The 25,087-nt window shown below is 42.3% G+C and carries 21 protein-coding genes; 9 read left to right on the forward strand and 12 right to left on the reverse strand.

Annotated features, from left to right (window positions below; translation table 11 throughout):
- The first annotated feature begins 580 nt into the window (after nucleotides 1–580).
- Genes QNM16_RS18770 through QNM16_RS18785 form a run of 4 tightly spaced genes read left to right on the forward strand, consistent with a single transcriptional unit; the run spans nucleotide 581 to nucleotide 5,201 of the window.
- Complete coding sequence (locus QNM16_RS18770; protein WP_063360710.1) at nucleotides 581–1,585, forward strand: Fe(3+) ABC transporter substrate-binding protein; 1,005 nt, start codon at nucleotides 581–583, stop codon at nucleotides 1,583–1,585.
- Entirely contained in the window at nucleotides 1,585–3,216 is a 1,632-nt protein-coding gene (locus QNM16_RS18775; protein WP_284021884.1) for an ABC transporter permease, read from the forward strand. The genes QNM16_RS18770 and QNM16_RS18775 overlap by 1 nt, the downstream gene beginning before the upstream one ends.
- Complete coding sequence (locus tag QNM16_RS18780) at nucleotides 3,216–4,247, forward strand: ABC transporter ATP-binding protein (RefSeq protein WP_284021885.1); 1,032 nt, start codon at nucleotides 3,216–3,218, stop codon at nucleotides 4,245–4,247. Before QNM16_RS18775 ends, QNM16_RS18780 begins: the two co-directional genes overlap by 1 nt.
- A 24-nt stretch (nucleotides 4,248–4,271) precedes the next feature.
- Entirely contained in the window at nucleotides 4,272–5,201 is a 930-nt protein-coding gene (locus QNM16_RS18785; RefSeq protein WP_284021886.1) for a Dyp-type peroxidase, read from the forward strand.
- A gap of 2 nt (nucleotides 5,202–5,203) precedes the next feature.
- On the opposite strand, the gene argR is transcribed toward QNM16_RS18785, so the two are convergent.
- Nucleotides 5,204–5,671 (reverse strand): transcriptional regulator ArgR, encoded by a 468-nt coding sequence (argR, locus tag QNM16_RS18790; protein ID WP_046354427.1) that lies wholly within the window; start codon nucleotides 5,669–5,671, stop codon nucleotides 5,204–5,206.
- Nucleotides 5,672–5,913: 242 nt separating this feature from the next.
- Between argR and mdh the strand changes: the two genes are divergently transcribed.
- Nucleotides 5,914–6,849: a malate dehydrogenase gene (gene mdh, locus QNM16_RS18795; protein ID WP_039611712.1), complete on the forward strand. Its 936-nt coding sequence runs from the start codon at nucleotides 5,914–5,916 to the stop codon at nucleotides 6,847–6,849.
- 127 nt (nucleotides 6,850–6,976) lie between these two features.
- On the opposite strand, the gene serA is transcribed toward mdh, so the two are convergent.
- The 5 genes from serA to QNM16_RS18820 all read right to left on the reverse strand — a co-directional run bounded on the left by serA (nucleotide 6,977) and on the right by QNM16_RS18820 (nucleotide 11,881).
- Nucleotides 6,977–8,206 (reverse strand): phosphoglycerate dehydrogenase, encoded by a 1,230-nt coding sequence (gene serA / locus QNM16_RS18800; RefSeq protein ID WP_284021887.1) that lies wholly within the window; start codon nucleotides 8,204–8,206, stop codon nucleotides 6,977–6,979.
- A gap of 12 nt (nucleotides 8,207–8,218) precedes the next feature.
- Nucleotides 8,219–8,872 carry a ribose-5-phosphate isomerase RpiA gene (rpiA, locus tag QNM16_RS18805; protein WP_284021888.1) on the reverse strand — a complete coding sequence of 218 codons (654 nt, stop codon included), beginning with the start codon at nucleotides 8,870–8,872 and terminating at the stop codon, nucleotides 8,219–8,221.
- A 108-nt stretch (nucleotides 8,873–8,980) separates the two neighbouring features.
- Nucleotides 8,981–9,604 (reverse strand): 5-formyltetrahydrofolate cyclo-ligase, encoded by a 624-nt coding sequence (locus QNM16_RS18810; protein WP_284021889.1) that lies wholly within the window; start codon nucleotides 9,602–9,604, stop codon nucleotides 8,981–8,983.
- Nucleotides 9,604–10,146: a hypothetical protein gene (locus QNM16_RS18815; RefSeq protein WP_284021890.1), complete on the reverse strand. Its 543-nt coding sequence runs from the start codon at nucleotides 10,144–10,146 to the stop codon at nucleotides 9,604–9,606. The genes QNM16_RS18810 and QNM16_RS18815 overlap by 1 nt, the downstream gene beginning before the upstream one ends.
- A 211-nt stretch (nucleotides 10,147–10,357) precedes the next feature.
- Nucleotides 10,358–11,881 (reverse strand): S10 family peptidase, encoded by a 1,524-nt coding sequence (locus tag QNM16_RS18820; RefSeq protein ID WP_284021891.1) that lies wholly within the window; start codon nucleotides 11,879–11,881, stop codon nucleotides 10,358–10,360.
- 248 nt (nucleotides 11,882–12,129) lie between these two features.
- Between QNM16_RS18820 and QNM16_RS18825 the strand changes: the two genes are divergently transcribed.
- From QNM16_RS18825 to mrcB, 4 genes are all read left to right on the forward strand, one after another.
- A complete protein-coding gene (locus QNM16_RS18825; RefSeq protein WP_284021892.1) occupies nucleotides 12,130–13,398 on the forward strand; it encodes a GGDEF domain-containing response regulator in 1,269 nt (422 codons plus the stop codon).
- A gap of 131 nt (nucleotides 13,399–13,529) precedes the next feature.
- Nucleotides 13,530–13,868 (forward strand): P-II family nitrogen regulator, encoded by a 339-nt coding sequence (locus QNM16_RS18830; protein WP_023399545.1) that lies wholly within the window; start codon nucleotides 13,530–13,532, stop codon nucleotides 13,866–13,868.
- Nucleotides 13,869–13,879: 11 nt separating this feature from the next.
- Nucleotides 13,880–15,109 carry an ammonium transporter gene (locus QNM16_RS18835; RefSeq protein ID WP_284021893.1) on the forward strand — a complete coding sequence of 410 codons (1,230 nt, stop codon included), beginning with the start codon at nucleotides 13,880–13,882 and terminating at the stop codon, nucleotides 15,107–15,109.
- Nucleotides 15,110–15,218: 109 nt separating this feature from the next.
- Nucleotides 15,219–17,546 (forward strand): penicillin-binding protein 1B, encoded by a 2,328-nt coding sequence (gene mrcB / locus QNM16_RS18840; RefSeq protein WP_284021894.1) that lies wholly within the window; start codon nucleotides 15,219–15,221, stop codon nucleotides 17,544–17,546.
- A gap of 3 nt (nucleotides 17,547–17,549) precedes the next feature.
- Here the strand turns inward: mrcB and QNM16_RS18845 are convergent, their stop codons facing one another.
- From QNM16_RS18845 to QNM16_RS18870, 6 genes are all read right to left on the reverse strand, one after another.
- Nucleotides 17,550–19,391 carry a methyl-accepting chemotaxis protein gene (locus QNM16_RS18845; protein ID WP_284021895.1) on the reverse strand — a complete coding sequence of 614 codons (1,842 nt, stop codon included), beginning with the start codon at nucleotides 19,389–19,391 and terminating at the stop codon, nucleotides 17,550–17,552.
- Between the two features lie 236 nt (nucleotides 19,392–19,627).
- Complete coding sequence (locus QNM16_RS18850; protein ID WP_284021896.1) at nucleotides 19,628–22,174, reverse strand: Ig-like domain-containing protein; 2,547 nt, start codon at nucleotides 22,172–22,174, stop codon at nucleotides 19,628–19,630.
- Nucleotides 22,175–22,320: 146 nt separating this feature from the next.
- Entirely contained in the window at nucleotides 22,321–23,160 is an 840-nt protein-coding gene (locus QNM16_RS18855) for a mechanosensitive ion channel family protein (protein ID WP_284021897.1), read from the reverse strand.
- Nucleotides 23,161–23,191: 31 nt separating this feature from the next.
- Entirely contained in the window at nucleotides 23,192–23,872 is a 681-nt protein-coding gene (locus tag QNM16_RS18860) for an LrgB family protein (protein WP_284021995.1), read from the reverse strand.
- 1 nt (nucleotide 23,873) lies between these two features.
- Nucleotides 23,874–24,227 carry a CidA/LrgA family protein gene (locus QNM16_RS18865; protein ID WP_284021898.1) on the reverse strand — a complete coding sequence of 118 codons (354 nt, stop codon included), beginning with the start codon at nucleotides 24,225–24,227 and terminating at the stop codon, nucleotides 23,874–23,876.
- A gap of 35 nt (nucleotides 24,228–24,262) precedes the next feature.
- The gene (locus QNM16_RS18870; RefSeq protein WP_284021899.1) at nucleotides 24,263–25,060 is read right to left on the reverse strand and encodes a crotonase/enoyl-CoA hydratase family protein; all 798 of its coding nucleotides are present in this window, start codon (nucleotides 25,058–25,060) and stop codon (nucleotides 24,263–24,265) included.
- Nucleotides 25,061–25,087: the final 27 nt, after the last annotated feature.

A 25,087-nucleotide genomic window follows, 5' to 3' on the forward strand; every position in this document is an offset into this window, starting at 1 on the left:
GAATTCTTGCACATCCTGTACTAGTCCACTTGGATCATCCTGATCCCATCCTCATTTGCATCAAACGTATCCATTGTTTGACATTACCCTGCAATTATTCCTTATGGGCTTATCCATTACCCTTCCTAATTCCATCTAGTCCTGACATCCTGAATATCTGAACATCCTTACTTAAATACTTGCGTCCTGCAAATACATCATAATCCTAGTTCCATACTCCATTCGGGGGTCAATCCATGTTGCGCCTATCACATCCGTTTTCCCTGCTATGCCTCTCCCCAAGAGACAGTTAAATTATATGCTGTGCTGAGCATTAATACATTGGCTTGAAGATTATCAAAAAAGGACTATCTTCTATTTGAGATATAAAATTTATTAAATAACAATAGGTTCCTTATTTGAGGGCGGTTAAATCAGGAGTAGATTACTCGATATCTACAGACAGAGTGAGAAATCTCTTACAGATAAATTGTCTTTATGCGGTAATAATAATTTTGTTCACCCACTCAGCGGGCTGTAATTTATGTATAATCGCGTTAGAATTACTTGATAATAATAATTGTTTGGATTTGGAGTCTTCATGAAACGAGCTATCGCCACATTATTGACCGCTGTGACCTGTATGCCAGCTTTTGCAGCCGATGAAGTAAATATCTACTCATTTCGCCAACCGTTTTTAATTCAACCTATCCTTGATGATTTTACAAAGCAGACTGGGATTAAAACAAATGTTGTTTTTGCAAAAAAAGGCTTAATTGAACGCGTTAAAAGAGAAGGGAAGCATTCACGTGCAGACCTAGTGTTAACCTCAAATTTCAGCGCAATGATCCAGTTAGAAGACCTTGGCCTTACGCAGCAAATCGCAAGTAAGACCGTTGAGCAAAATATCCCAGCATCTTTTAGAGATCCTGAGGGGCAATGGGTTGCGCTGACCAAACGTGTGCGTAACGTATACTCATCAAAAGCAAGACTTGGTAAGTTAGAGTCACTAAGCTATGAAGAGCTGGCTGACCCAAAGTACAAAGGAAAAATTTGTACTCGCTCTGGTAAGCATCCGTATAATTTAGGATTAGTTGCATCTATGATCGCGCATCACGGTGAAACTGAAACTAAAGAATGGTTGGTCGGGGTTAAAAACAACCTTGCACGTAAACCTCAAGGTAATGACCGTGCTCAAGTTAAAGCGGTTAAAGAAGGTTTGTGTGATATTGCATTAGGTAATAGCTATTATTTTGGAAAGATGATGGCTGATGAAAAGCAAAAGTCATGGGCTGAGTCAGTTTACATTAACTTCCCTAACCAAAAAAATCGCGGCTCGCACTTAAATGTATCTGGTGTAGTTCTAACCAAGTATGCAAAAAATAAAGAAAATGCCTTGAAACTCATAGAGTTTATGACGGACAATAAGGCCCAGAATATGTACGCATCGACGAATATGGAATATCCGGTTAAGCCGGGCGTCGAATTATCTCAAATGGTAGCGTCATGGGGAGTGTTTAAGGAAGACAGCTTGCCACTTGCTGAAATTAGTAAATACCGTCCATTGGCTCTAAAGCTAATCGATGAGGTAAAATTTGACCTTTAATGCAGCTAAAAATTAAACTGTCCAATTGGCAGATAACAGCGTGGGTGATTGGCATATGCCTGTCGACCCCGCTGGCTTTTCTCATTTTTGAATCATTACAAGGAGAATCTGAAGTATTCTCACATTTGTGGGATACAGTTCTTTGGGACTACATCAGTAATACTATTTGGCTGATTGCTGGGGTATTGTTACTGAGTTCATTAATTGCACTGCCCCTTGGGTGGTTAACAGCATATTGTCATTTCCCCGGTAAGCGAATGTTTGAATGGGCTTTAATGCTGCCACTTGCGATGCCCACCTACATAATAGCCTACGTGTATACAGATTTATTGGATTATGCAGGCCCTGTACAGATTTTTCTAAGAGACTGGTTTGGCTGGACAAGTCCTGATGATTACTGGTTCTTCGATATACGTACTTTGCCCGGTGCTATTGTGATGATAGCTTTGGTACTTTACCCCTACTTATACTTAATCTTTAAAACAGCACTCAGAGAGCAGTCCTTCAAATTGGTTCAGGCCAGTCAGTTAATGGGGTTATCACCATTTCAGAGTTTTCTCAAAGTAAGTCTGCCTTTATCCCGCGGTGCCATTGTTGCTGCACTTGCTTTAATAAGCATGGAGACGATGGCGGACTTTGCTACAGTGCATTATTTTGCAGTCAGTACACTTACCACCGCTGTTTATGATACTTGGCTTGGTTACTATTCCCTCACTGCTGCTGCAAAAATTTCAGGCATCATGTTGCTATTTCTCTTCATCGCATTATCACTAGAAAAAATGAGTCGTAAAAGCAAGGTCGTACATGAGCGTCAGAGTAGTGTAAATGATACCAGCCTATATGAACTGAACGGTAAAAGTGGCTGGTTGGCGACAGGTTTTTGTAGTCTTATATTGATTGTCGCGTTTTTTGTCCCTGTAGGTGTATTGACCAGTTACGCGATTGGTTACTTTGATCAGGCTTGGAATGACGCGTTTTTTAATTATGCGTGGCAAAGTTTAAAAATCAGCCTTTATGTCAGCGCCATCGCTATTTTCTTTAGTATTTTGGTGGTGTTTTATCAGCGCATAGGCGAGCAAAAAACCAAGAGCGTTCCTGGGAAGGTCGCGAGTATGGGGTATGCCTTGCCAGGAACCGTTTTAGCTATCGCGGTGTTACTGCCCCTCACATTATTTGATGACTATTTAAACCGTTGGTTGGATGGCACTGGATTTGAACCCGGGCTGTTACTCAGTGGTACCATTTTTGCCCTCGTTTTTGCGTATGTGGTGCGCTTTTACGCCATAGCTCAGGGCGCGGTAGAAGCGAGCTTTGTACGGATCAGCCCGAGTATTGATATGGCGAGTGCATCTTTGGGGAAAAATAATCTACAAACATTGGGTCGCGTGCATATTCCTCTATTAAAGCGCGGTATATTAACCGCAGGTTTATTGGTATTTATTGAGTGCATGAAGGAGCTACCGGCAGCATTGCTGCTCAGGCCGTTTAATTTTGAAACGCTCGCAACCCATGTTTTTCAGTTTGTAAGCGATGAACAGTTAGAGTTAGCATCAATATCTGCCTTGTTTATCGTACTGGTTGGGTTAATCCCGCTTTATTTGGTTAACCGCTCAATGGAGCAGCAAACATAATGTACAGCCTAGCTATAGAATCTTTGCAATACAGTTATGACGGTCATGCTGTGATCGACAACCTTGACTTGCAGGTAAAAGAAAATGAAATCGTCTGCTTGTTGGGCGCCAGTGGGTGTGGAAAGACGACCACACTTAAAGCCATTGCTGGACTTATCAGGCCGCAACAAGGCATCATTAAAATTGGCCAAAAGCAAGTTAACGGTGAAAACATATTTTTAGCGCCGCAACATCGAAATGTCGGCATGATGTTTCAAGATTATGCTTTATTTCCACATTTGACGGTAGCGCAAAATGTTGCATTTGGGCTAGGAAAGTTAAGCCGTGCAGAAAAGCAATCTCGTGTGTCTGAAATGTTAGAGCTGGTGCATTTAGGTGCCTATGCCGCACGTTTCCCACATGAGTTATCCGGCGGTCAGCAGCAAAGGGTCGCCATTGCAAGAGCGCTGGCTTATCGCCCTAGCTTGTTGCTTTTAGATGAGCCTTTCTCGAATATAGACGCACAAGTGCGCTTTCAACTTATCAGTGACATACGAAGTATTATTAAAGACCAAAAAGTATCTGCGATTTTTGTCAGTCACTCAAAGGACGAAGCATTTGCCTTCTCCGATCGGCTTGCCATTATGCACAAAGGCCAAATAGCACAATTAGGATGTCCAACTGAATTATTCCATCAGCCAAAAAACCAAGTGGTTGCAGAGTTTTTGGGGCAGGGAATTTATTTAGATGCAACACATGCCGGTAATGGAGCATTTAGCACTCAATTTGGGCAAGTGAACTCATTAACTCAGCAAAATGATGCTGAAGATAAGGGGAAAATATTTGTCAGACCGAGCCACATCGAATTGTATAATACTGACCATGGTGCGATCCAAGTGAATCAAGAGAGGTTTGTGGGTACTGAGTATTTGTATGCCATCGAATTACAGGGTCAACAGCTAGAAATAGCAAAGCCTGCTGACAAACCGTTAGATTTGTCTAAACCTATCTCTTTAAAAATTAAGCCCCATGCGGTAAATTTCTTTTCTTAGAGCGATAAACTATAAGGAAAAGGTATGGCCCAGCCGCAATCGGGGATCTGTGCAGAGGCAAACTTGCATGGCTTACATTTATTCTTCAATGTGCTTGAAGGGCAGGATGAAGCTGTGCGAGAAGCACTAGCGCAAGCTGGGCGACTGCAAGATGAGTTAAGTGATAGATTTTCTGAATCTATGCTTAGTAGCTTCGTTGCTATTGGTGCCCAATATTGGCCTCATATCTATCCTGAATTTATACCACCTGAACTAAAAAGCTTTCCTCATATTCGTTCTACCGATCACTTAATACATAGTCAGCCTTTTGATTTGCTTTATGTCATACGCTCAGATCGAGAAGATGTAAATCATCTATTTGCGCAAAGTGTTTTACATATGTTGGGAGGCTGTGTTGAGCTTGTCGCGCACGTGCGTGGTTTTCGCTTTTTGGATGGACGCAATTTTAACGGCTTTATTTACGCCAGTGAGGCACCACACGGTCGCTTTAAGCGTCAAGTCGCGTTAGTTGATAACCCCGAAGGACTAGATCATCAAGGTAGCTACATTCATATTCAGCGAGTGAAGTTTGATTTGGCGAGGTGGCAGCAACTTGCAATTGATGAGCAAGAGGCGCTGATGGGCCGTACGCGCTTAGATAATAAGCTGATTGAGCCGACAGTGGCATTTAGTCATGCTAGTCGTGCAGAGCTTAAAGATGCACAGGGGCTAGTGCTGCTGTTGGATCAGAGTATGCCGTTTGGGGATGTGTTTGAGCAAGGTAGCATTAATCTGAGTTGTGCAGCTCACGGAAATGCATTTGAGACGGTACTAATGAGCCGATTCGGTTTGTTATCAGGGCAAGAGTGTTACGATCCACTACTAGATTATTCTGAAGCAGATATGGGGGCGTCTTTTTTTGCACCATCCTTACAATTTTTGAAAGAGATGGCGCAAATAATGGCTGACGGTTAAGTTTAAACGTTGTCAAACAAGGTTTTTACTTTGTCTAAAGTCGCGTCAATCTCAGATATTTTCGCGGGTGCGATGAAAATAGTGTCGTCACCTGCGATTGTGCCTAATACACCATCTGCACTGCCTAAAGAGTCTAGCAGACGAGCGATCAGCTGCGCTGCACCGGGGCTGGTTCTGATAATGATCATCATCTCATTGTGCATGATATCGATAACAAGCTGTCTCAGCGGGCTTTTTGCTGTTGGTACACCCATTTCTGCTGGCAAGCAGTAAACCATTTCTTGTTTGGCGTTTCTGGTGCGAACCGCGCCGAATTTGCTCAGCATTCTTGATACTTTACTTTGACTTATATTGTCAAAGCCTTGATCTTTCAGCGCATCAACGATTTCGCCCTGAGAGCCAAAGTTTTCCTCTCTTAAAAGTGCTTTAAAGGCTTTAACTAAGGCTTCTTGTTTGTCTTGCGCTTGCATATACATCTCTTCTATTAATTTTGGTTGCCCGATTTTACACAAATCCCAACAGTTACCCAAATTTTAACGCTGGAGTAATTTTCATGGTATATCGTAAAGGCAAATTGCGACAAAGTTGTCTCTTGTTTACAACTATAGTCGAAAAAATCTTGAAAATAATGCGGATAAATTTGTCTTTACCCTCGCTTTTCATTATCTTTACAGCACACAAAATTCCTACCTTCAATATATGGAGAATTATAATGAAAGTTGCTGTATTAGGTGCCGCTGGTGGTATCGGTCAAGCATTGTCTCTTCTGCTTAAAAACGGTTTGCCTGCAGGCTCTGAGCTAGCACTATACGATGTTGCACCAGTTGTTCCAGGTGTTGCTGTAGATCTTTCTCACATCCCAACTGCTGTGTCAGTTGCAGGTTACGGTAAAGATGATTTAGATCCTGCTCTTGCAGGCGCTGACATCGTTTTGATCCCAGCTGGTATGCCACGTAAGCCTGGTATGGACCGTGCGGATCTGTTCAATGTGAACGCGAGTATCGTTAGAACTCTGGCTGAAGGTATCGTTAAAAACTGCCCTAAGGCGTTTGTTGGTATCATCACAAACCCAGTAAACGGCACTGTACCTATTGTACGTGAAGTATTCAAAAAAGCAGGCACATATGATGCTGCACGCGTTTTCGGTGTAACAACACTAGATGTTATCCGTGCTGAAACATTCATTGCAGAGCTTAAAGGCCTAGACGTATCAGAAGTAAAAGTACCTGTTATCGGTGGTCACTCTGGTACAACTATTCTACCTCTTCTTTCTCAAGTTGAAGGTGTTGAGTTCTCTGATGAGGAAGTTGCTTCTCTTACTAAGCGTATCCAAAACGCAGGTACTGAAGTTGTTGAAGCAAAAGCGGGTGGCGGTTCTGCAACGCTTTCAATGGGTGCAGCAGCAGCTCGTTTCTGTTTCTCACTTGTTAAAGGTCTTCAAGGTGAAGAAAACGTATTTGAGTACGCGTACGTTGAAGGTAACACTGGCGATGCAGAGTTCTTTGCACAGCCTATCCGTCTTGGTAAAAATGGCGTTGAAGAGCTATTACCATACGGCGAGCTAAGCGCTTTTGAACAAAAAGCAAAAGACGACATGTTAGCTACTCTTGAAAAAGACATTAAAGAAGGTGTTGATTTCATGGCTTAATGCCTAGAAATGACCCTGAAAAAAAGCTGCTTTTAAAGCAGCTTTTTTTATTTTGCATGACATGTTTATTCAGTCATTAAAAAGCCGGCAGTTTACCGGCTTTTTTGTCAATTCATGTATTAAACATTTAGTGTAAAATACGTGCTCTGATCGTCCCTTCAACAGCGCTTAGTTCTTTTAGCGCAACTTCTGAGTGGTCACTGTCTACATCAATAACTACGTAACCAATGCAATCGTCTGTTTGCAGATACTGAGCAGCGATATTAATGCCATGTTGAGCAAACGCTTGGTTGATCTGCGTTAGCACACCCGGTCTATTCTCGTGCACGTGTAATAAACGGCTGCGGTTAGACAGTTCTGGCAGTGATACTTCTGGGAAGTTTACAGCTGTAACAGTGGAGCCATTGTCTGAGTACTTGGTTAATTTACCCGCCACTTCAATACCGATATTTTCTTGTGCTTCTTGTGTAGAGCCACCCACATGCGGCGTTAAAATGACATTGTCAAACTCCCTAAGTGGAGACACAAACTCCTCATCATTTGATTTCGGCTCAACGGGGAAAACATCAATGGCAGCACCGGCAAGTTTTTCATGTTGTAGAGCTTCTGCGAGGGCATCAATATCTACAACGGTTCCGCGTGATGCATTGATAAGGATCGCACCTTGTTTCATGACTTCAATTTCAGCCATACCAATCAGGTTTTTAGTTTGCGGTGTTTCTGGTACATGTAGGCTGATCACATCTGCACGTTGTAGCAGCTGTGTAAGGTTTTGTACCTGTTGTGCATTACCAAGAGTGAGCTTATCTTCTATGTCATAAAACTCTACCTTCATACCGATATTTTCAGCCATGATGCCGAGTTGTGTTCCTATGTGGCCGTAGCCTATGATACCAAGGGTTTTTCCGCGAGCTTCAAAAGAGCCAATAGCAGATTTAAACCATTGACCGCGATGTGCCATGGCGTTTCGCTTCGGAATACCGCGAAGGAGTAACAAGATTTCACCAAGTACTAATTCTGCAACCGAACGTGTGTTTGAGAATGGCGCGTTAAATACGGCAATACCACGACGTTTTGCTGCATCTAAATCTACTTGGTTTGTACCAATACAAAAACAACCAACAGCAACGAGTTTTTCAGCTGCATTTAAGACAGTTTCCGTAAGGTGGGTACGTGAGCGTATACCGACAAAGTGAACATGTTTGATACGCTCAATTAACTCATTTTCAGGTAGCGATGTCTTGAGATACTCAATATTACTGTATCCATTACGCTTTAATGTTTCGACTGCACTTTGGTGCACGCCTTCTAACAATAATATTTTAATCTTATCTTTAGACAAAGATACCTTACTCATGACTCATTCCTATTACCTAGTTTGTGGACCTTTTGGTGTCCCTGTAATTACGGTATTTGCACCACGGTGAGCAAATAGCCCATTGGTTACAACACCGACGATTTGGTTTATTTTTTCTTCCAGCGCTTTTGGATCCGTGATACTTAATCCATGTACATCTAAAATGACATTGCCATTGTCAGTGACGACGCCGTGGCGATATACTGGGTCGCCTCCAAGCTTTAATAGCTCTCTAGCAACGAAGCTACGTGCCATTGGTATAACTTCAACCGGCAATGGGAAGCTACCCAGCGTGTCAACATGTTTACTCTCATCGACAATACAAACGAACTTGTCAGCAACCGCGGCAACGATTTTTTCACGGGTCAACGCAGCACCACCGCCTTTTATCATGTGTCCATGTTCGTTAATTTCATCAGCACCATCAACATACACATCTAATTGTGCAACATCATTAAGCTCAAAGACTTCAATACCGAGTGCTTTTAGTTTTTCTGTTGATGCTTCTGAACTCGAAACCGCACCTTTAATATCATCTTTGATGCTACCAAGTGCATCGATAAAATGATTGACTGTGGAACCTGTTCCAACACCTACAATGGTGTTTTCTTTTACATGTTCAAGCGCTGCCCATGCTGCAGCTTTTTTCATTTCATCTTGTGTCATAACGTAATCACTTTGTTGTCTTTAATTAAGTTGAGATTATACGCTTAAACACTCGAATTGTATGAAAATAAATTACACTCTTAAGCGCAGATTTTTTACCAGTGGGTTCTATTCACACCACTGATAATATTGGGTAGGCGTTAGTATTGCAGGCAAAGGTACATCCCATGCTTCAATTGGTAATTCACTAACTTTTTGGCAGTCATGTGCTAACCCTATTAATTTGGGCTTTCTCCACCCTTGTGAATAGTAGTTAGCTAACGTTCTGTCGTAATAGCCACCACCCATGCCTAATCGATTACCATGCTCGTCGAAAGCGACTAACGGCATCAACAAGTAATCTAGTTGCTCAATTGGGCAAATTTCATAGCAATTCAATTTAGGTTCTAAGATAGCATAGCGGTTCTGAATCATGGTTGAGTTTTTTTCATATTTTTGGAACAGTAAACTAGTGCCACTGAAGGGGTGGATTACGGGCAGATATACTTGAATGTTTTTATCCCAAAGTGATTGAATTAAAAGGTTAGTTCTAAGCTCTCCATCGTTGTGTAAGTAGATCCCTATTGCGGCGTTTTTAGTAGGTGATTCGTGTTGAAAAAAATTAATACTCAGGTCGGTTTCAGCAGAAGTTTGAAAATTTTCATCAAGAGCGTTTCGCTGTATTCTTATTTCTCTTCGAATTTTTTTGCGTGTTTCCGCCTTTTTCGTGTTTGAACTTGAATTTTTTTTCATTAGAACTGAACCATTTCAGGGAAAGCCAAACTAAATCCGAGTACAATAAGTAAAATGAATAGCACGGCTAACAGCGTGTATAAAAGCTTCTTTGACCTTGGCTTGGGCTCTGTATCTAAATCAAGTTCATCGAATAACTCGTCATCTTGCCATTCACCATCTTCTTTTTCTTCACTACTTTTATTTTGTCCATCGATTCGTTGTTCAAGTTCTTCTAACTTTTCTTCGATTCTGATCAGGCTACTGGTGATGTAATCAAGTGCTTCAAATACACGTTCATTAGCAGCATTGTTAACTGGAGGCGAGTTTGTCATGCTGCTTTGCACGGCTTGCACTTTACTTTGAAATCCATAAATCGCCAGGAGTTTAGCTTGTTTTAAGCATTTATTTTTTTCAGCGGTGCCAAATAGGGGCTTCCCTTGAGTAAATGAAACAACTTTTTGCTTTGACACGCCCAGCTTAGTTGCTAGGCTTTCCATGGCATTGTGGCTATCTGTGTCGGCGTTAAACCCAACAAAGACAACTCTAAACTGATCACTCATAGACAATCTCATTTTATTCTAATATGAAGAGTATACCCAAAAAGTAATCGGAAGCATTGAATTAATCTATTCAATGATATAAAGCTTTTTGTTAGATGCTTTTTTTACAACTGAGGAACTAGTATACCTAGTGGCGAGTACGTTTTTTATAAAATAATGTGTTATTTCAACGTATGTGATGTGGAAGAACGCTTCCACATCACAGCTAAAGTTAGTATTTAGCGGCTTCACTTGCTTGAGGTAATGCTTGGATGATGAAATTTCTTAGGTCTTCGTTAGATAATCTAAGGTCTTCATAACGTAGATACATCATATGGCCAGAGCGGTAACCTTTAAAGCTTAGCCTGTCTTTCATTTTACCACTTGGATCTAGATGCCATAAATTGTACTTACCATCAAAGTAGTTGGTTGCACCATCGTAATATCCAGATTGAACCATGACATGTAAATATGGGTTTTGAGCCATCGCTAATCTTAGGCGCTCACCTACCGTGTTTTTAGTTCTGTCCCACGGACGAACGGGGCCAAACATATTGTATTTTATGTCTGTTTTATAATTCAGCTCTTGGCGGAAGTAGTGATTAATTGCAGGGGTAAAAGAATGTAACCATGACGTGAGTTCAGGCCAGTAATCTGGTATGTCTCCTGCGACACGTTTATCGATACCTAAGTATCTTGAGTCAAGTCGACCAAGTGTAACTTCTCTATCTCGAAGCAGCTCTTTCCAAAAGGCAGAAGTTGGAATATCTAAATTATTTTGTGCAACAAACCGCTCTGTTAATCCTGAATACTTGGAAACTTGCGTTATAACAGCTTGTTTTTCTTCACTACTTATCATAGCCCCTTTAGCAAGCGCTGGTAGGTAAGTGTTCAGTGTATAGGTTTCAACCTCTTCCAATACTTCAAGTAAGTCTTTATCTTGTAGCTGATCATTTAGTGCATTGTGGTACCAAGCAGTTGCCGCAAAATAAGGTAGTCGATTAGCTGCCTTTACAGGGCCGTCACGTTTGATGCCGATGTCTGTTGGGGAAACTAGGATCACACCGTTTAAGTACATCCACTGCTGGTTTTGTAATTCGTGTGCAAGTCCGGCAACGCGAGTTGTTCCGTAGCTTTCACCAATTAAAAATTTAGGTGATAACGCTCTGTCATGACGATTAATAAATGTATTTAGCCAAGTTGCGAGATATTTAACGTCGGCGTTAACACCAAAGAAACGCTTTTTCTGAAAGTCTTTGCTCGGCATTTTTCCTTGTTTATCAGGTAATACTCGTGAGTAACCAGTGTTTACTGGGTTTACAAAAACAATGTCTGTGGTGTCTAAAACGGAATAAGGGTTATCTTTTAGTCCATAAGGTTGAAGTGGATATCCTTCATCGTCAATTTTTAAAACTCGCGGGCCAGTATAAGCAATGTGCATCCACACGGACGCAGAGCCTGGGCCACCATTGAATGAAATGAGCAATGGACGCTTGGCAATATCTTTCACTTTGTCTTTTTTATAGTAAGTGTAGTGTAAAGATGCGATTGGGTGCCCTTCGTCATCCCATAAAGGCTGTGTGCCAGTCGAGACGGTATAGTTTATTTTTGAGCCATTAATCGTGGCTTTGTGTTTTGTGGTGACTTGATGATCTATATCAAAGCTTAATGTGCCTTGTTGATTACTATTAGCAACACTGAATGTGCTGACGCAAAGTAGTAGTAAACTAGATACTATTTTAGGTACTGCTGCCATGGGGTTCCTCGTGTTTTCACTTATCGCCTACATTTAAATCGTTTTTAACGTTGATTTCAAAGTCAATGAGACTAACTCGCAATATTTGCTGCCCATTACAATTTGTTTACCATTTAGGGGCGGTGCAGGTTTTTTTTGTCACAAAAATCGCGTATATTTCACCCTTATGTCTGTAGTATTAAAGTATTTAAGTCTGTTAAATACTTGTTTAGCTACATTTCTCATTGCAGTCACTAGAGAAAGTTTCCATGCAAAAAGTATTGATTGTTGAAGATAGTAAGGTTGTCCAACAGATCTTACGCCATCTGGCATCACAACATTTAAGTGTCGATATAGACTTTGCTTGGTCTCTCAAGGAAAGTAAAGCGTTACTTGCGAGCAATAGCTACACACTGGCCTTGGTAGATTTAACATTGCCTGATGCAATGGATGCAGAAGTCGTCCAGTTAACTTTAAGTCACAATGTCCCCACGGTAGTTTTGACCTCTAAGATCGATGAGTATAGCCGACAGCAGATGCTTGAAATGGGGGTCGTTGATTATGTGATTAAAGATAATCGCGATTCCTACTTGTATGCCATCAAATTGGTAAGCCGTTTGCTGCGTAATCAAGGCTGTAAAGCATTGATTGCCGATGACTCTATGATCAGTCGTGCTGTTATGAGACAGATGTTAGAAAAGCAGTTATTCACTGTTTTTGAGGCTCAAGACGGTGAGCAAGCACTTACTATGCTTAAGTCTGATCATGAGGTTAAGCTTCTTTTAACCGACTATGCCATGCCTACGATGGATGGCTTTGAATTGGTTAAAGCAGTACGTAACTTCCGTGGACGTGATGATTTAGCTATTGTTGGGCTATCCGGTGCTGGGACGCATGGACTCTCTGCAAAGTTCATAAAATATGGTGCAAATGATTTCTTAATGAAGCCATTTATGAACGAGGAGTTCCATTGCCGTGTTATGCAAACAATGGAGCAATTAAACCTGATTGCCGAGATTAAAGACTATGCACATCGTGATTATCTAACAGGTTTATATAACCGCCGCTATTTTTGTCAGCAGATGGATAGATTACTTAAATCAGGGCTGGAAGATAGTTGCTTAGCCCTATTAGATTTAGACTTGTTCAAAGAAATAAATGATAAATATGGCCATTTAGGTGGTGATAGTATCCTCACTCAGGTTGCTCATTTACTGAATGAGTCATTCTCCGATAGTTTAGTATCTCGTGTCGGTGGAGAGGAGTTTGCTGTTTTACTTGCTGAAAGTGATGTGCAAAAAGCAAAGATCAAATTTGATGTTTTTCGTCGAAAGTTTGCTGAGAACATTTTTCAAGTCGATGAACACCGCCTACATTGCACCCTGAGTATTGGTATCGCAAAATGTGAGTTTGCGACATTGAGTGAAGTGATGCGACATGCTGATAAAGCGCTATATAAAGCCAAAGCACAAGGTCGTAATAGTGCAGTGACAGCTTGCACCAAATCAAATCAAATCCTAGAAGAGTGCACCAGCTAAGTGCACTTTTCGCTAAATACCTTTCTATTTTTTTCATACCTCACTGATAAATAAGCACTAATCTTTTTGGCATAAAGGTTGGATTGTGTATGGCATCATCAACAGGAATCACACTCCTTTGGAGGCCAACAATGAAAATGATAAGTGCGATAATTAAGCCTTTTAAATTGGATGAAGTCCGAGAAGCACTCGCTGAACTCGGTATAGAAGGCATGACGGTCGTTGACGTGAAAGGATTTGGTCGTCAGCGTGGCCACACAGAACTGTATCGAGGAGCAGAATACCAAGTTGATTTTATACCAAAAATTAAGCTTGAGATTGCAACGCACAGTGAAAACTGCCAACGGGTAGTGGATACATTAACACAAGCTGCAAATACCGGAAAAATTGGTGATGGCAAAATTTTTGTTTATGACCTAGAGCAAATCGTGCGGATCCGCACCGGTGAATTAGACGAAGAAGCAATCTGAGGTGCAATCTGATGGAAAACACAATTATAGAATTACAATTTTCACTCAATACTTTCTACTTTCTCATATCGGGCGTGTTGGTAATGTGGATGGCGGCAGGGTTTGCCATGTTAGAGGCAGGGTTAGTGAGATCTAAAAATACCACGGAGATCTTAACTAAAAATATTGCACTGTATGCAATCGCCTGCACTATGTATTTGCTTATTGGTTACAATATTATGTACGTTGGTAACACTGAGGGCGGGTTTGTGCCAAGTTTTGGTGCGCTGATAGGTGAGGCGTCAGCTGATGCTGACCATGCGCTTGAGTCTGATTTTTTCTTTCAAGTTGTTTTTGTCGCAACTGCGATGTCTATTGTTTCTGGTGCAGTGGCGGAACGCATGAAGTTGTGGGCATTCTTATTGTTTACTGTGGTGCTGACTGGGCTTATCTATCCCATTCAAGGTTATTGGAGTTGGGGAGCTGGATTCTTATCTGAGTTGGGTTTTGTTGATTTTGCAGGCTCTGCGATTGTTCATGGTGCGGGGGCGGCTGCTGCATTAGCTGGGGTCTTGTTGTTAGGGGCGAGAAAGGGCAAGTATGGTAAACATGGTGAGATTTACCCGATCCCAGGTTCTAACTTACCTTTAGCGACACTTGGTACCTTTATTCTATGGATGGGGTGGTTCGGGTTTAATGGCGGCTCGCAGCTGTTCTTAGCAGATAAAGAAAATGCCATTGCAGTGAGTCAAATCATGCTTAATACCAATGCAGCTGCCGCTGCAGGTGCGATATCAGCTTTACTCGTATGTAAAATTATGTGGAAGAAAGCGGATTTGACGATGATTTTAAACGGTGCATTGGCTGGACTTGTCACCATTACCGCGGAGCCGGCTTCTCCGACGCCTCTGCTCGCGTGTATTATCGGGTCGTTAGGTGGAAGCTTGGTGGTATTTAGCATTGTGGCGTTGGATAAACTGAAAATAGACGACCCAGTTGGAGCTATTTCTGTTCATGGTGTATGCGGTTGTTTGGGTGTGATGATGGTGCCGTTTTCAAATGGCGACGCAAAATTTGTCACACAATTGATTGGTTTAGTCTCAATTCTTGGGTTTGTCTTTATCACTTCATACTTGATATGGGCACTATTGAAAACGACTATGGGGATCCGTGTTACGGAAGAAGAAGAACTTAGTGGCATGGATCAGCATGACTGTGGGGTGGATGCTTACCCAGAATTTGTCACAATACGAAATCATTAATACTTAAGCAGTTAAAAAAGCAGGCGTTAGCCTGCTTTTTTGGTTTCAGTGGCTGTTAATCTAAGTTACTCTAGCATCATTGTAATTATGGTAAATATCGCTCCGGTAAATGTCAGAGAAAAAACGTACGCCTGCAAATAAACCAAAACCGAAACGCACTACGAAAAAAAAATCGTCAAACTCAAAAAAGCTCTCGTTCAAGCAACGTGTAGGTATTTTAAAATCTCGAGTATTACAAACGCTTTGGTCGCTATTTTGGAAAGGTGGCCTCGCTGTTTGCTGTGCGGTTGCCATGTATGTTGTGTATCTAGATGCGAAAGTAAGTAAGCAGTTTGAAGGCAATAAATGGCAACTGCCTGTTCAGGTTTATGCGCGCGCCATGACCTTTTATCCAGATCAGTACTTATCCGAACAAGAAGTTATTTGGGAGCTAGAGAGACTTAATTACTCAAGAGTGAATAGAATAAATAGGACAGGTCAATATTTAATACAAGGACGCACCATAACAATTTTCCGTCGTGCATTTGAGTTTTATGAAGGTGCTGAATCATCCCGAGTATTTACACTTAATTTTGCAGGAAAAAAGCTCGCTAATATTGTCGATAAAGGCGGTCGCCGCATCGCTGGGGAGCGATTGGAGCCGGTGCAAATTGCGCGAATTGGTAATGAGACTAACCAGGACCGAGAATTTGTACCTCTTGCAAAGTTTCCAAGTGTTTTAAAACAAGCACTGTTAGTTGTTGAAGATCGCAACTTTTATGAACATCATGGTGTTTCTGTTTGGTCAATCATGCGTGCACTATATAGTAATATTCGTGCGGGTAGAACGGTGCAAGGTGGTAGTACACTGACGCAGCAGCTTGCTAAAAACTTTTACCTCACTCGAGAGCGTTCTTTGGTTCGAAAAATCAATGAAGCTTTTATTGCGCTTATTTTAGATTATCGTTACAGCAAAGATGAAATATTAGAGGCTTATCTTAATGAAGTGTATTTAGGTCAGGCATACAATCAGGGTGTGCACGGGATGGGGCTGGCGTCTGAATTCTACTTTGCTAAACCGGTAGATGAGCTAGAGTTCGATCAGATTGCGTTATTAGTCGCTATGGTAAAAGGTCCGTCATTTTATAATCCGCGCAGATATCCAGAAAGAACCATGGAACGTCGAGATTTGGTGCTTAGGCTGATGGCTGAGAATGGTATTATTACGACGACTGAATATCGACAATCTTTGAATCGAAAAATTGAGATTCAGCCTTTAAAAGAAAGCTTACTGCAATCCTATCCAGGTTATCTTGAACTGGTGAACCGTGAGTTGAAGGATTTGGTGCCAAATGACGATGTGATCCATGCCGGCGTTCGCATATTTACATACTTTGAGTTACAAAAGCAAAGTGCGATGGAAGAGGCCATCAATTCTGGTCTTCCATACTTGGAACGTCGTTTTGGCATATCCGGTTTAGAAGTGGCGATGGTCTCTGTGAATACGGAAAAAGCAGGTGTATCTGCGTTAGTGTCAGGTCGACAAATGCGCTTTTCGGGTTTTAACCGAGTACTCGATACTAAACGCAGCGTCGGTTCTTTAGTTAAACCCGCAATTTATTTAACTGCACTGCAGCAAGACTACACTTTAGGAACATTGCTTGATGATTCGCCATTACAGGTTACAGACTCCGCGGGTAAAACTTGGTCGCCAGAAAACTTTGATCGCAAATTCAGAGGTCCAGTACCACTATATGAGGCATTTAGTAAAAGCTTAAATATCCCTGCGGTCAATCTAGGACTGGATGTGGGTGTGCATCAAGTCGCAGGTACGATGACAGAGTTGGGTGTTAACAGCGAGATTCCTACTTATCCTTCGATGTTATTAGGGGCTGTTGAGTTATCAAGTTTGGATGTTGCTCAGATGTATACTACTCTAGCTGCCAACGGTAAGTACAGCGAGTTAACAAGTATCTCTGCGATCACCAATGCCAGTGGTAAAACGCTTTATAAACATCAACTAAAAAGCGCAAAGAGATTTGATCCTGCCTCTGTTTACATGACTAAGTATGGTTTAAAAAGAGTAACAAAAAGTGGCACTGGTAAGCGTTTAAACAAGCACTTTCCATCTGTTCAATTGGCTGGTAAAACAGGCACAAGTAATGATATGAGAGACAGCTGGTTTACAGGGTTTGATCATAATACAGTTACTGTTACTTGGGTTGGTCGCGATGATAACAAACCAACTAAGTTAACAGGCGGTACAGGGGCGCTTGAACTCTATATCCGCTATCTTAAGCCCTTAAACCCACAGGCCATAGCTGATGAACGACCTGCGGGAGTTAAATGGGCATTTGTGAATAAGAAAACAGGAAAACAAGCAGCACCACATTGTGGCCCGACGATTCAACTTCCGCTACGTGCAGAGTTGTTTGATCCGAAACCAAGCTGCCAATGATCGTCAAGTTTTAAACTGACTCATCGCAGATTTTAAGTTAGCGGCCATGCTACTTAACTGATGTGCATCGTCTTGTGTGGCCTCGGCAGAGCCTAAAGTATGTTCAGCGAGGTCACTTATCTCACTAGACTCGGAAAGTGCTTGCTGCGTCGCTTGCGTTTGTTGTTGCACAAGCTCTCGGATCACATGCCCTTGTTGATCTATGTCACTCATGCTTTGCTCTGCAGCACTCAGTATTTGATTTGTCTCATTGGCTGCAGTGACGCCTCGTTCCATTTTTTCAACGCTACTGAGCATTTTTTGTTGGGTATCGTTGGACGCATTTTGTAGCGATTTGATGATGGTATGGATCTCTTCTGTTTGTTGCTGAGTCCGCTTGGCTAGGGTACGAACCTCATCAGCTACAACGGCAAACCCTCTTCCTTGCTCACCAGCTCGAGCAGCTTCAATAGCCGCATTAAGCGCCAACAGGTTAGTCTGCTCTGCAATTTCGCTGATCCCTAGGCTGACTTTACTGATGTTTTGGCTATCTTGGGCTAATTTATCTAGTGCTTGTCTACTCTCTTCAAATTCGTTTTGTAACACTGTCATATGCTGTGCTAATTCAGTAGTATTCAGGCTACCTTGTTTGACTTGATCTGCTGCTGCACTGGCAAGCTCCGTGGCATGCTGCGCTGAGGTTTCAACAGAGTCAGCGGCGTTAGCCATGTCTGATAACGCAGTATGGATCCCAGAAATCTTAATTTGCTGCTGAGCAACATCATGGCGAGTATCTTGGCTAATGTGGCTGAGTTTGTCCGTCGCATAATGTAAATCGCTGGTGGTATTGTGCACATCTCCTAGCAACTCAGTGAATGCATCTAAAACTCGGTTATATTGCCCCACAATATCATTAAGCTCATCATTGCCCTGTGATATAGCGCGAGAGCGTAAATCACCTTGTGCGGCTTTTTGTGCTGAGAGTGAAAACTCTGAAATTGTGTCAACAACCGCAAAATAGAAACCTAGCATCAGGTAAAGCGCAACCGCTAAGCTTAGAATAGAAGCGGCTGCAACCAAATTGCGAATTGTTTGTTCGCGCTCAAGCTTTTCTTGCAGCATCGCTTTAAGTGTGGGTAGGGCTGCTTCCACTAAATTTTGCGTTTTTCGCTGAACATCACGATGAGCTGTTGAAAAAGCATTGGCGGTTAACTCAATGTCATCAGGGTCGAGTAATTTGGTTTTAATCGCTCTTTGGTAGCTGTCGAGCGCTGAGTTGAGCGCATTAATTTGGGTCGATAGCTGCTGTTTAACAAATGGGCTTTCTATGGCTGCAACTTCAAGTTTGTCGAGTAGCTGTGATTTGACAATGGGGAGCGCTTTATTGAGGTTAGACAGTGCAATAAAGGAGTCTGGCGTAAATCTGCCACGGTTGATAATACCATTTGCTTGCTCGGCAATATCATTGATTTGATAGACAACTTTGGGTAATGACTCGACTAATGAGCGATTTAAGTAAGAGCGACTTAAATCGTTATCAATGGCCAGCTTTGATGCGATAGACACCTGTTCTAAAGGGGTATTAGAGGCTTGAGTGTTGACTGAAAAGCCGCTTTGAGCGAGTAGCCTTTGGTTGTCTTTTTGTCTGTCATTAATGATGTTTTCTAGCAGTTTGGGATATAAATTAAGTCCTTCTTGTTGCTGCTGGCTCACTTTTATTGAATGAGTGAGCGTGGAATTTAAAAAAAACAGACTTAATGCCAGTGGTAAGAGTAAGATACCAAATACAAGGCTAATTTTAGTTTTGTACTTAAGTTGTGCCATGAATGAAATGGCGGGGCTACATAGTGATCTGAGTCCTGTCATAATTTAAGTCTTTGTTATTGAATCACGTGATAGAGACCTTGTTAAGACAAAGAATAGTTCAAAGGAATAGAAAATATTTTTCTAGATGAAAAAAAAGTCCGTTTAAGGGCAAGGTGAGTGGTTAATAAGCTTTGCATGCTCAAGTAACTGTAGCGGCTTTGAAAACATAAAACGCCTGATAAATTCGATCAGGCGTTAGGTGTTATAAATATTAAGAGGCAAATTACTCGATGTAATTAATTACCTTGATTCATTTGCGTTAATTTATCGCCAATTGGTTTAGAGAAGTTATATCCATCATACTTATCCCAATTGATAGACCAGGTCATCACACCACCGAACTTGGGATAGTTAAAGGCGGGTTTAATCGTTCCGCAACTTAAGCCTTTTGTCAGACAGTCTAATGCTGCGATAATATTTGCAGTTGGGGCCTGTCCTGAATTTGCCGATTTTGGACCTGAAGGCAAACCAATTGCTACTTGGTCGTCTCTCAGTGGTGCGAAACGCGTACCATCGGCTAAATCAAACCCTTCAATAAGCATTTTGGCGTGAGCAACCATCATATTCACAGAGCCTTCAGGTGCACTACCTGGCTCATATGGATTAGGTAGTCCGCCGTTATTGTAAAGCTGGACATGGAGTAAATCTAACGTGTCTCTCAGTGCATCAATAAGTGGAATATAAGCACCCCAAATGCCGGTGTAAGCAATCATTCCGCCATGAACATAAGGGTGTTCAGGGGCCATGGTGAGGACCATATTCCCGCCCATGTTTTGCTCAATTTGCTTGAGTGCTCTAGGTAAACGCGCTTGTATCTGTGAACCATGTACTAAATTCGAGCCACTCTCCAAGTCAATATCTAGCCCGTCAAACCCCCACTCTTGAATGATGTTGGTGAGGCTTGAAACGAACTTTGCTTCGTCAGCATCAGTGTTGAGCGTGATTGTACCTTCTGCGCCACCCAAGCTTAAAACAAATATCTTGCCTTGAGCTTGCAGTGCCTTCATATCAGCTTTGAATTGCACAGGATCGATCGGTGGACAGTTTGAACGTATGTCTTTTTCAAATGGTTTGAAGTGTACCGTACCATCTGAATTACGGTCATTTTCTGCAAAAGCGATATCAATGATGTCCCATGCAGGCGACATTTGTGCCAATGGGATGGGGCAACCTGCTGGATTGACAAAGTTATGCCAATAACCAATGAGCTTATGTGTTTTACCTATCGGCTTGTCAATGACAGAGATACTTGTCCCTGAGCTTGTTGCTTGATTGCCAGCACTATCTTTGGCAACGGCTGTCAGAGTTTGATTACCGAGGACTGAGGCTGTATAAGTCCAAGTGTATGGTGATGTCGTGTCGCTACCGAGCAACGTACCATTGGCGTAAAAATCTACACTGCTAATGGTGCCGGTGAGGGCTTGCGCTTGGGCACTCATATTTATTGTATCGCCAATCACATATTGGGTGCCCGCAGTGGGTGAGGTTAAGTCAATAACAACAGGTTTGTCTGTAACGTTTACTTGGATCTGCTGGGTAGCGATATTACCTTCATTATCGGTGGCATTAGCAGATAACGTGGCGGCCCCCAGTGTCGAAGGCTGCCAATTGACCGTGGCTGTACCGCTTGTAAAGCTACCTAATAAGGTTTGACCGGCGTAGACATCTAATTGTGCTACGGAGCCATCTGCATCACTTGCTGTCACTGATACTTCTGTGGCTTGCCCTTGCAATAAAGTGCTATTTGGCTGTGGGGAAATGAAGCGTATTTCAGGTGCGATGGCGCAAATGCCTAAATCACTCCACGCATCAGACCAATGTTGTCCGACACCAGGCTCGTATGCCCATTGAGCATTTGAGCTACACCAGCCACTGACGTCACAACGATATTTTCTATTGTTATGAGAGACAAGTTCACCATTTTGATAGGCTTGCCCTGCTTGATAGGACTTGAGACCTGCACAGCCCCCCTGCGAGGCAGAAGCGACCTTAACGTTAACCATGGTATCACTAGTTGCATTGCTGTTGTCGGTGGCTGAGATTTTAATTTGCACTTGACCTGTTGTGTCACTAACCCAGTCATAAGCGATATTGCCATTGGCAAATGTAGCAACCTCAGTACTATTGACTGAAATTGATGCGCTAGCAATCGAGCCATCGGTATCGCTTGCCGTGGCTGTGATACGTACCACATCACCCAGCGTAAACTGGTCATTATTATTAGGTGAACTCAGTTCAATGACTGGCGGCGTATTATTACTAGTCTCTTTGACTTCTATATTCGCGGAGCTTGCTTGGCTAATCGCTCCTTGATCATCTGTTGCGACTGCGGAGACGACATGCGGGCCCAATTGTGCGACCCAGTTAATTTGATAGGGCGCTTGATTGTCAAAGCCCACTGAAACATCATCGATAAAAAACTCGACTTGCCCGACCGCGCCATCAGCATCGGATGCATTTGCCGACAAGACAACGCTGTCATTTTGCTTAAAAACACTTCCTTGAGCAGGGGTTAATAGGGTTATTTCTGGGTTTTGGTTGCCACCGCAAGCCCCTAAATTTTTCCAAACTCGATAGTCCCCAGAATTTTGTTGAGGATCTTCATTTTGGCTATACCATCTTGCTTCAAACGCGCTATTTAAGTGCTTGATCTGATCTCCAGCACGATAGACTTCAGACGCTTGCCAAGTGGCTAAACCTGTACAGTTTGCAGCTAGGGTTTGCATGCTAGATAGCAGCAGCACGCTACTACCGAGCAAATAGCTCATATTGCTTTTTCTCATTGTTTTTCTCCTTACATGTTGTATGTTTTGTGAACAAAACGTATCCAGCATAGAGCTATGTTAAGGGTTAATCAATGGCTTTTTTATTTTGGCGATGTACGCAAACGCAGTGAGTCAGTGGCACGTGCCACTGACTGTCTTCAAGCTCAGTCGAACTTTGCTGCGCTTGATTTAACAGTGACAACACGCTGAGGGAATGGGATTTCGATTTGGGCATCCTTGATGCCTTGGTAAATCGCTAAATTAACGTTGAGCTTGTTTTCAATCAGAGAAATAGTTGGTGTCCAATAGCGATAGCTGATGGTAACTGCACTGTCAGCAAAGCCTTCAATGCCCACTTGTGGCGCGGGATCTGTTGCCACTCCCTCATAATTGCTGAGGATATTCTCGATCACCGAAATGGCGGCGTCGGCTGAGGCGCTATAAGCGATACCAATTTGACCTTCGACATGTGAATAGTTGAATGAATTGTGCAGCACTTCACCAATAATATGTTTATTTGGTACGGTGATTTCGACTTTTTGTTCATTGATTAAAATAGTATGACCAAGCTCAATTGACTTCACTTGCCCGCTGACGCCCTTAATGGAGATTGTATCTCCCACAACAAAGGGGCGTGTTGCTATGAGTGCAAGTCCAGCGCCATAATTTGATAACATACCTTGCACTGCAAGGCCTGCACCAAGTGAAGCGGCACCTATGGCTGCGACAAACGGCGTTACGCTTATGCCGATTTTACCTAAGGCAATGATGATGAACATGGTCACTACAATGACCTTGACGACGTTAGCGACAAAGTTTGTTAGGGTGATGTCGATATCATGTCGTGCCATCAACGTATGCGTTGCACCAGCCAACTTTTTGGCAAGCCATAAACCAAAAATTAATATCAAAATAGCCGCAAGTAATTGCATACTGTAAGTGAGCAAGTATGTGCGGATCATATCGTAGTACTTTTCAAACTGGGCGATTTCTTGCTCTATCAAGCGTTGCTCCTTGATCTATAGAGTGAGTTAACTAAGTGTTCAGGTGATTGAGTATAGTAAATAATACAGGAACCCAAAACGCACTGATAAGTGCGCTTAAAATCATGGCTGCTGATGCAAATGCCCCAGCTAAAGGGTGATGTTCCATAGCGGCGGCAGTCCCAATGGCGTGGCAGCTTACACCCAATGCAATCCCTTTGGCCTGTGGCTGAGTGATTTTTAGTCGTGTTAGGATGTGCATGCCAAATACACCACCAAACACACCGATTAAAATGACCATGGCTGCAGCGACACTTGGCATTCCACCTAAAGATTCTGTGATCAGTAGGGTGATAGGGGTGGTCACAGACAGTGCCATCATGGTGCTCATCAATACGTCGTTTGCATTGAAAAGAGTACACAGCGTATACGCGATAACCGTTGAACACGAAATCCCCGCGAAGGTACATACGAGCAGCAGCATGAAAACGGGTTTAATATAGGCATATTGCTGATAGAGCGGATAGGCAAGCGCGACGACTGCGGGTTCTAAAAACCAGTCAATTGGCATACTCGCCTGAAAGTAATTGTCGTAACTGCCCCCAGAAATGAGCAGTAACACACTAATTAATGCAATACAGATTAATACTGGGTTTAATAGTGGGCTGGGCCAAGTAAGGTGTATTTTTCTCGCTATGATGAAAAGTAAAATTGTAAATAAACAAACAAGCATACTAATCACGATACTTTCCTTTTGACGCGAGCTTACCAACAAGGATTAATACTAGGCAGGGTAATAGTGTTAGCAGTAAGCCTATTAGAAGTAAGTTGTCCGTTATTGTATTTAAATCACTGATAAATCCAACACCGACGGGAATAAAAAATAGTGGCAAGTATTTAATCAAAAATTGGCTGGTATGTGCGAGTCTCTGTGGCTTGATAATACGCCAATGCAGCAAAATAAAGAGCATCACTAATCCCACTAAAGGCGCTGGAATATTCAGAGCAGTGAGTGCGACGAGCAGTTTGGCACTGTAAAGGCAAACCACGATACAGAGCATAGAGAAAAGAGCGTTAAATAGTTGCACGGCGTTTTATTGACAAGTTAATAAGCAAGCTGAGATTACTTCCATCTCGTACGCTTCTGATAAGGTTGAGTGTCACTATTTTTTACACCATTTTTCATGGCGATACGAGTGTTTTTTGAACTTAACAATTTAATTTGATACCAGGTTTCTAACCATAATAATTTACGTGAGGGCTGCTGATAGGCTTGATTATAAAGTAGCTTGATTGCTGCTAATGCATCGGGTGAGTGATGACGTAGCGCATCGACTTGTTGCTCAACATATTTTTTCGGTTCATCAGTGATAGTTGTGATAATACCTAGTTCTTGTGCACGTTGTGCGTTTATACGTTCAGCGTTCATAGCAAGGAGTAAAGCATTATCTTGGCGTATATAGGATGGGATAATGATGCTCGTACCCATGTCGGGGCAAAGCCCCCACCTTGATTCCATAATGGCAACTTGGGTATTTGATTTAGCAATTCTAAAGTCAGCGCCGAGTGCTATATGTAGTCCACCACCTAAACAATTTCCCTGTAAAATTGCATATACGGGAATAGGCAGTGTTCGCCAGCCAAGCACAATGCGTTGTACTAAATTTTGGTTTCCTGGGAGTATTTTGGCTAAAAGCTTTAAGATTTGCATTGGGCGCTTAGTCACACTTTTGACATCGAGCCCAGCGCAAAAGTGTTCACCTTCTCCCTGAAGAAAAACGGCTCTAATACTATGGTCTGAGCGGATTACTTTTATGATCTTATCTAGCTGCTTAAACATTTCAAAAGACAGCGCGTTTTGCTTTTCTGGACGCTGTAGTGTGACCCAAGCTATGTCATTAGTAACTTCATAGTGCACCATAAAGGCTCCGAGGTTTTATTATTTTTC

The sequence above is a fragment of the Pseudoalteromonas umbrosa genome, from assembly GCF_030125375.1.
GTDB lineage: Bacteria > Pseudomonadota > Gammaproteobacteria > Enterobacterales > Alteromonadaceae > Pseudoalteromonas > Pseudoalteromonas umbrosa.

Bases quoted from the DNA above. Each gene is read 5' to 3' on its own strand.
- QNM16_RS18770 (WP_063360710.1), top strand. From the start codon at position 581: ATGAAACGAGCTATCGCCACATTATTGACCGCTGTGACCTGTATGCCA.
- QNM16_RS18775 (WP_284021884.1), top strand. From the start codon at position 1,585: ATGCAGCTAAAAATTAAACTGTCCAATTGGCAGATAACAGCGTGGGTG.
- QNM16_RS18780 (WP_284021885.1), top strand. From the start codon at position 3,216: ATGTACAGCCTAGCTATAGAATCTTTGCAATACAGTTATGACGGTCAT.
- QNM16_RS18785 (WP_284021886.1), top strand. From the start codon at position 4,272: ATGGCCCAGCCGCAATCGGGGATCTGTGCAGAGGCAAACTTGCATGGC.
- argR (WP_046354427.1), bottom strand. From the start codon at position 5,671: ATGCAAGCGCAAGACAAACAAGAAGCCTTAGTTAAAGCCTTTAAAGCA.
- mdh (WP_039611712.1), top strand. From the start codon at position 5,914: ATGAAAGTTGCTGTATTAGGTGCCGCTGGTGGTATCGGTCAAGCATTG.
- serA (WP_284021887.1), bottom strand. From the start codon at position 8,206: ATGAGTAAGGTATCTTTGTCTAAAGATAAGATTAAAATATTATTGTTA.
- rpiA (WP_284021888.1), bottom strand. From the start codon at position 8,872: ATGACACAAGATGAAATGAAAAAAGCTGCAGCATGGGCAGCGCTTGAA.
- QNM16_RS18810 (WP_284021889.1), bottom strand. From the start codon at position 9,604: ATGAAAAAAAATTCAAGTTCAAACACGAAAAAGGCGGAAACACGCAAA.
- QNM16_RS18815 (WP_284021890.1), bottom strand. From the start codon at position 10,146: ATGAGTGATCAGTTTAGAGTTGTCTTTGTTGGGTTTAACGCCGACACA.
- QNM16_RS18820 (WP_284021891.1), bottom strand. From the start codon at position 11,881: ATGGCAGCAGTACCTAAAATAGTATCTAGTTTACTACTACTTTGCGTC.
- QNM16_RS18825 (WP_284021892.1), top strand. From the start codon at position 12,130: ATGCAAAAAGTATTGATTGTTGAAGATAGTAAGGTTGTCCAACAGATC.
- QNM16_RS18830 (WP_023399545.1), top strand. From the start codon at position 13,530: ATGAAAATGATAAGTGCGATAATTAAGCCTTTTAAATTGGATGAAGTC.
- QNM16_RS18835 (WP_284021893.1), top strand. From the start codon at position 13,880: ATGGAAAACACAATTATAGAATTACAATTTTCACTCAATACTTTCTAC.
- mrcB (WP_284021894.1), top strand. From the start codon at position 15,219: ATGTCAGAGAAAAAACGTACGCCTGCAAATAAACCAAAACCGAAACGC.
- QNM16_RS18845 (WP_284021895.1), bottom strand. From the start codon at position 19,391: ATGACAGGACTCAGATCACTATGTAGCCCCGCCATTTCATTCATGGCA.
- QNM16_RS18850 (WP_284021896.1), bottom strand. From the start codon at position 22,174: ATGAGAAAAAGCAATATGAGCTATTTGCTCGGTAGTAGCGTGCTGCTG.
- QNM16_RS18860 (WP_284021995.1), bottom strand. From the start codon at position 23,872: ATGCTTGTTTGTTTATTTACAATTTTACTTTTCATCATAGCGAGAAAA.
- QNM16_RS18870 (WP_284021899.1), bottom strand. From the start codon at position 25,060: ATGGTGCACTATGAAGTTACTAATGACATAGCTTGGGTCACACTACAG.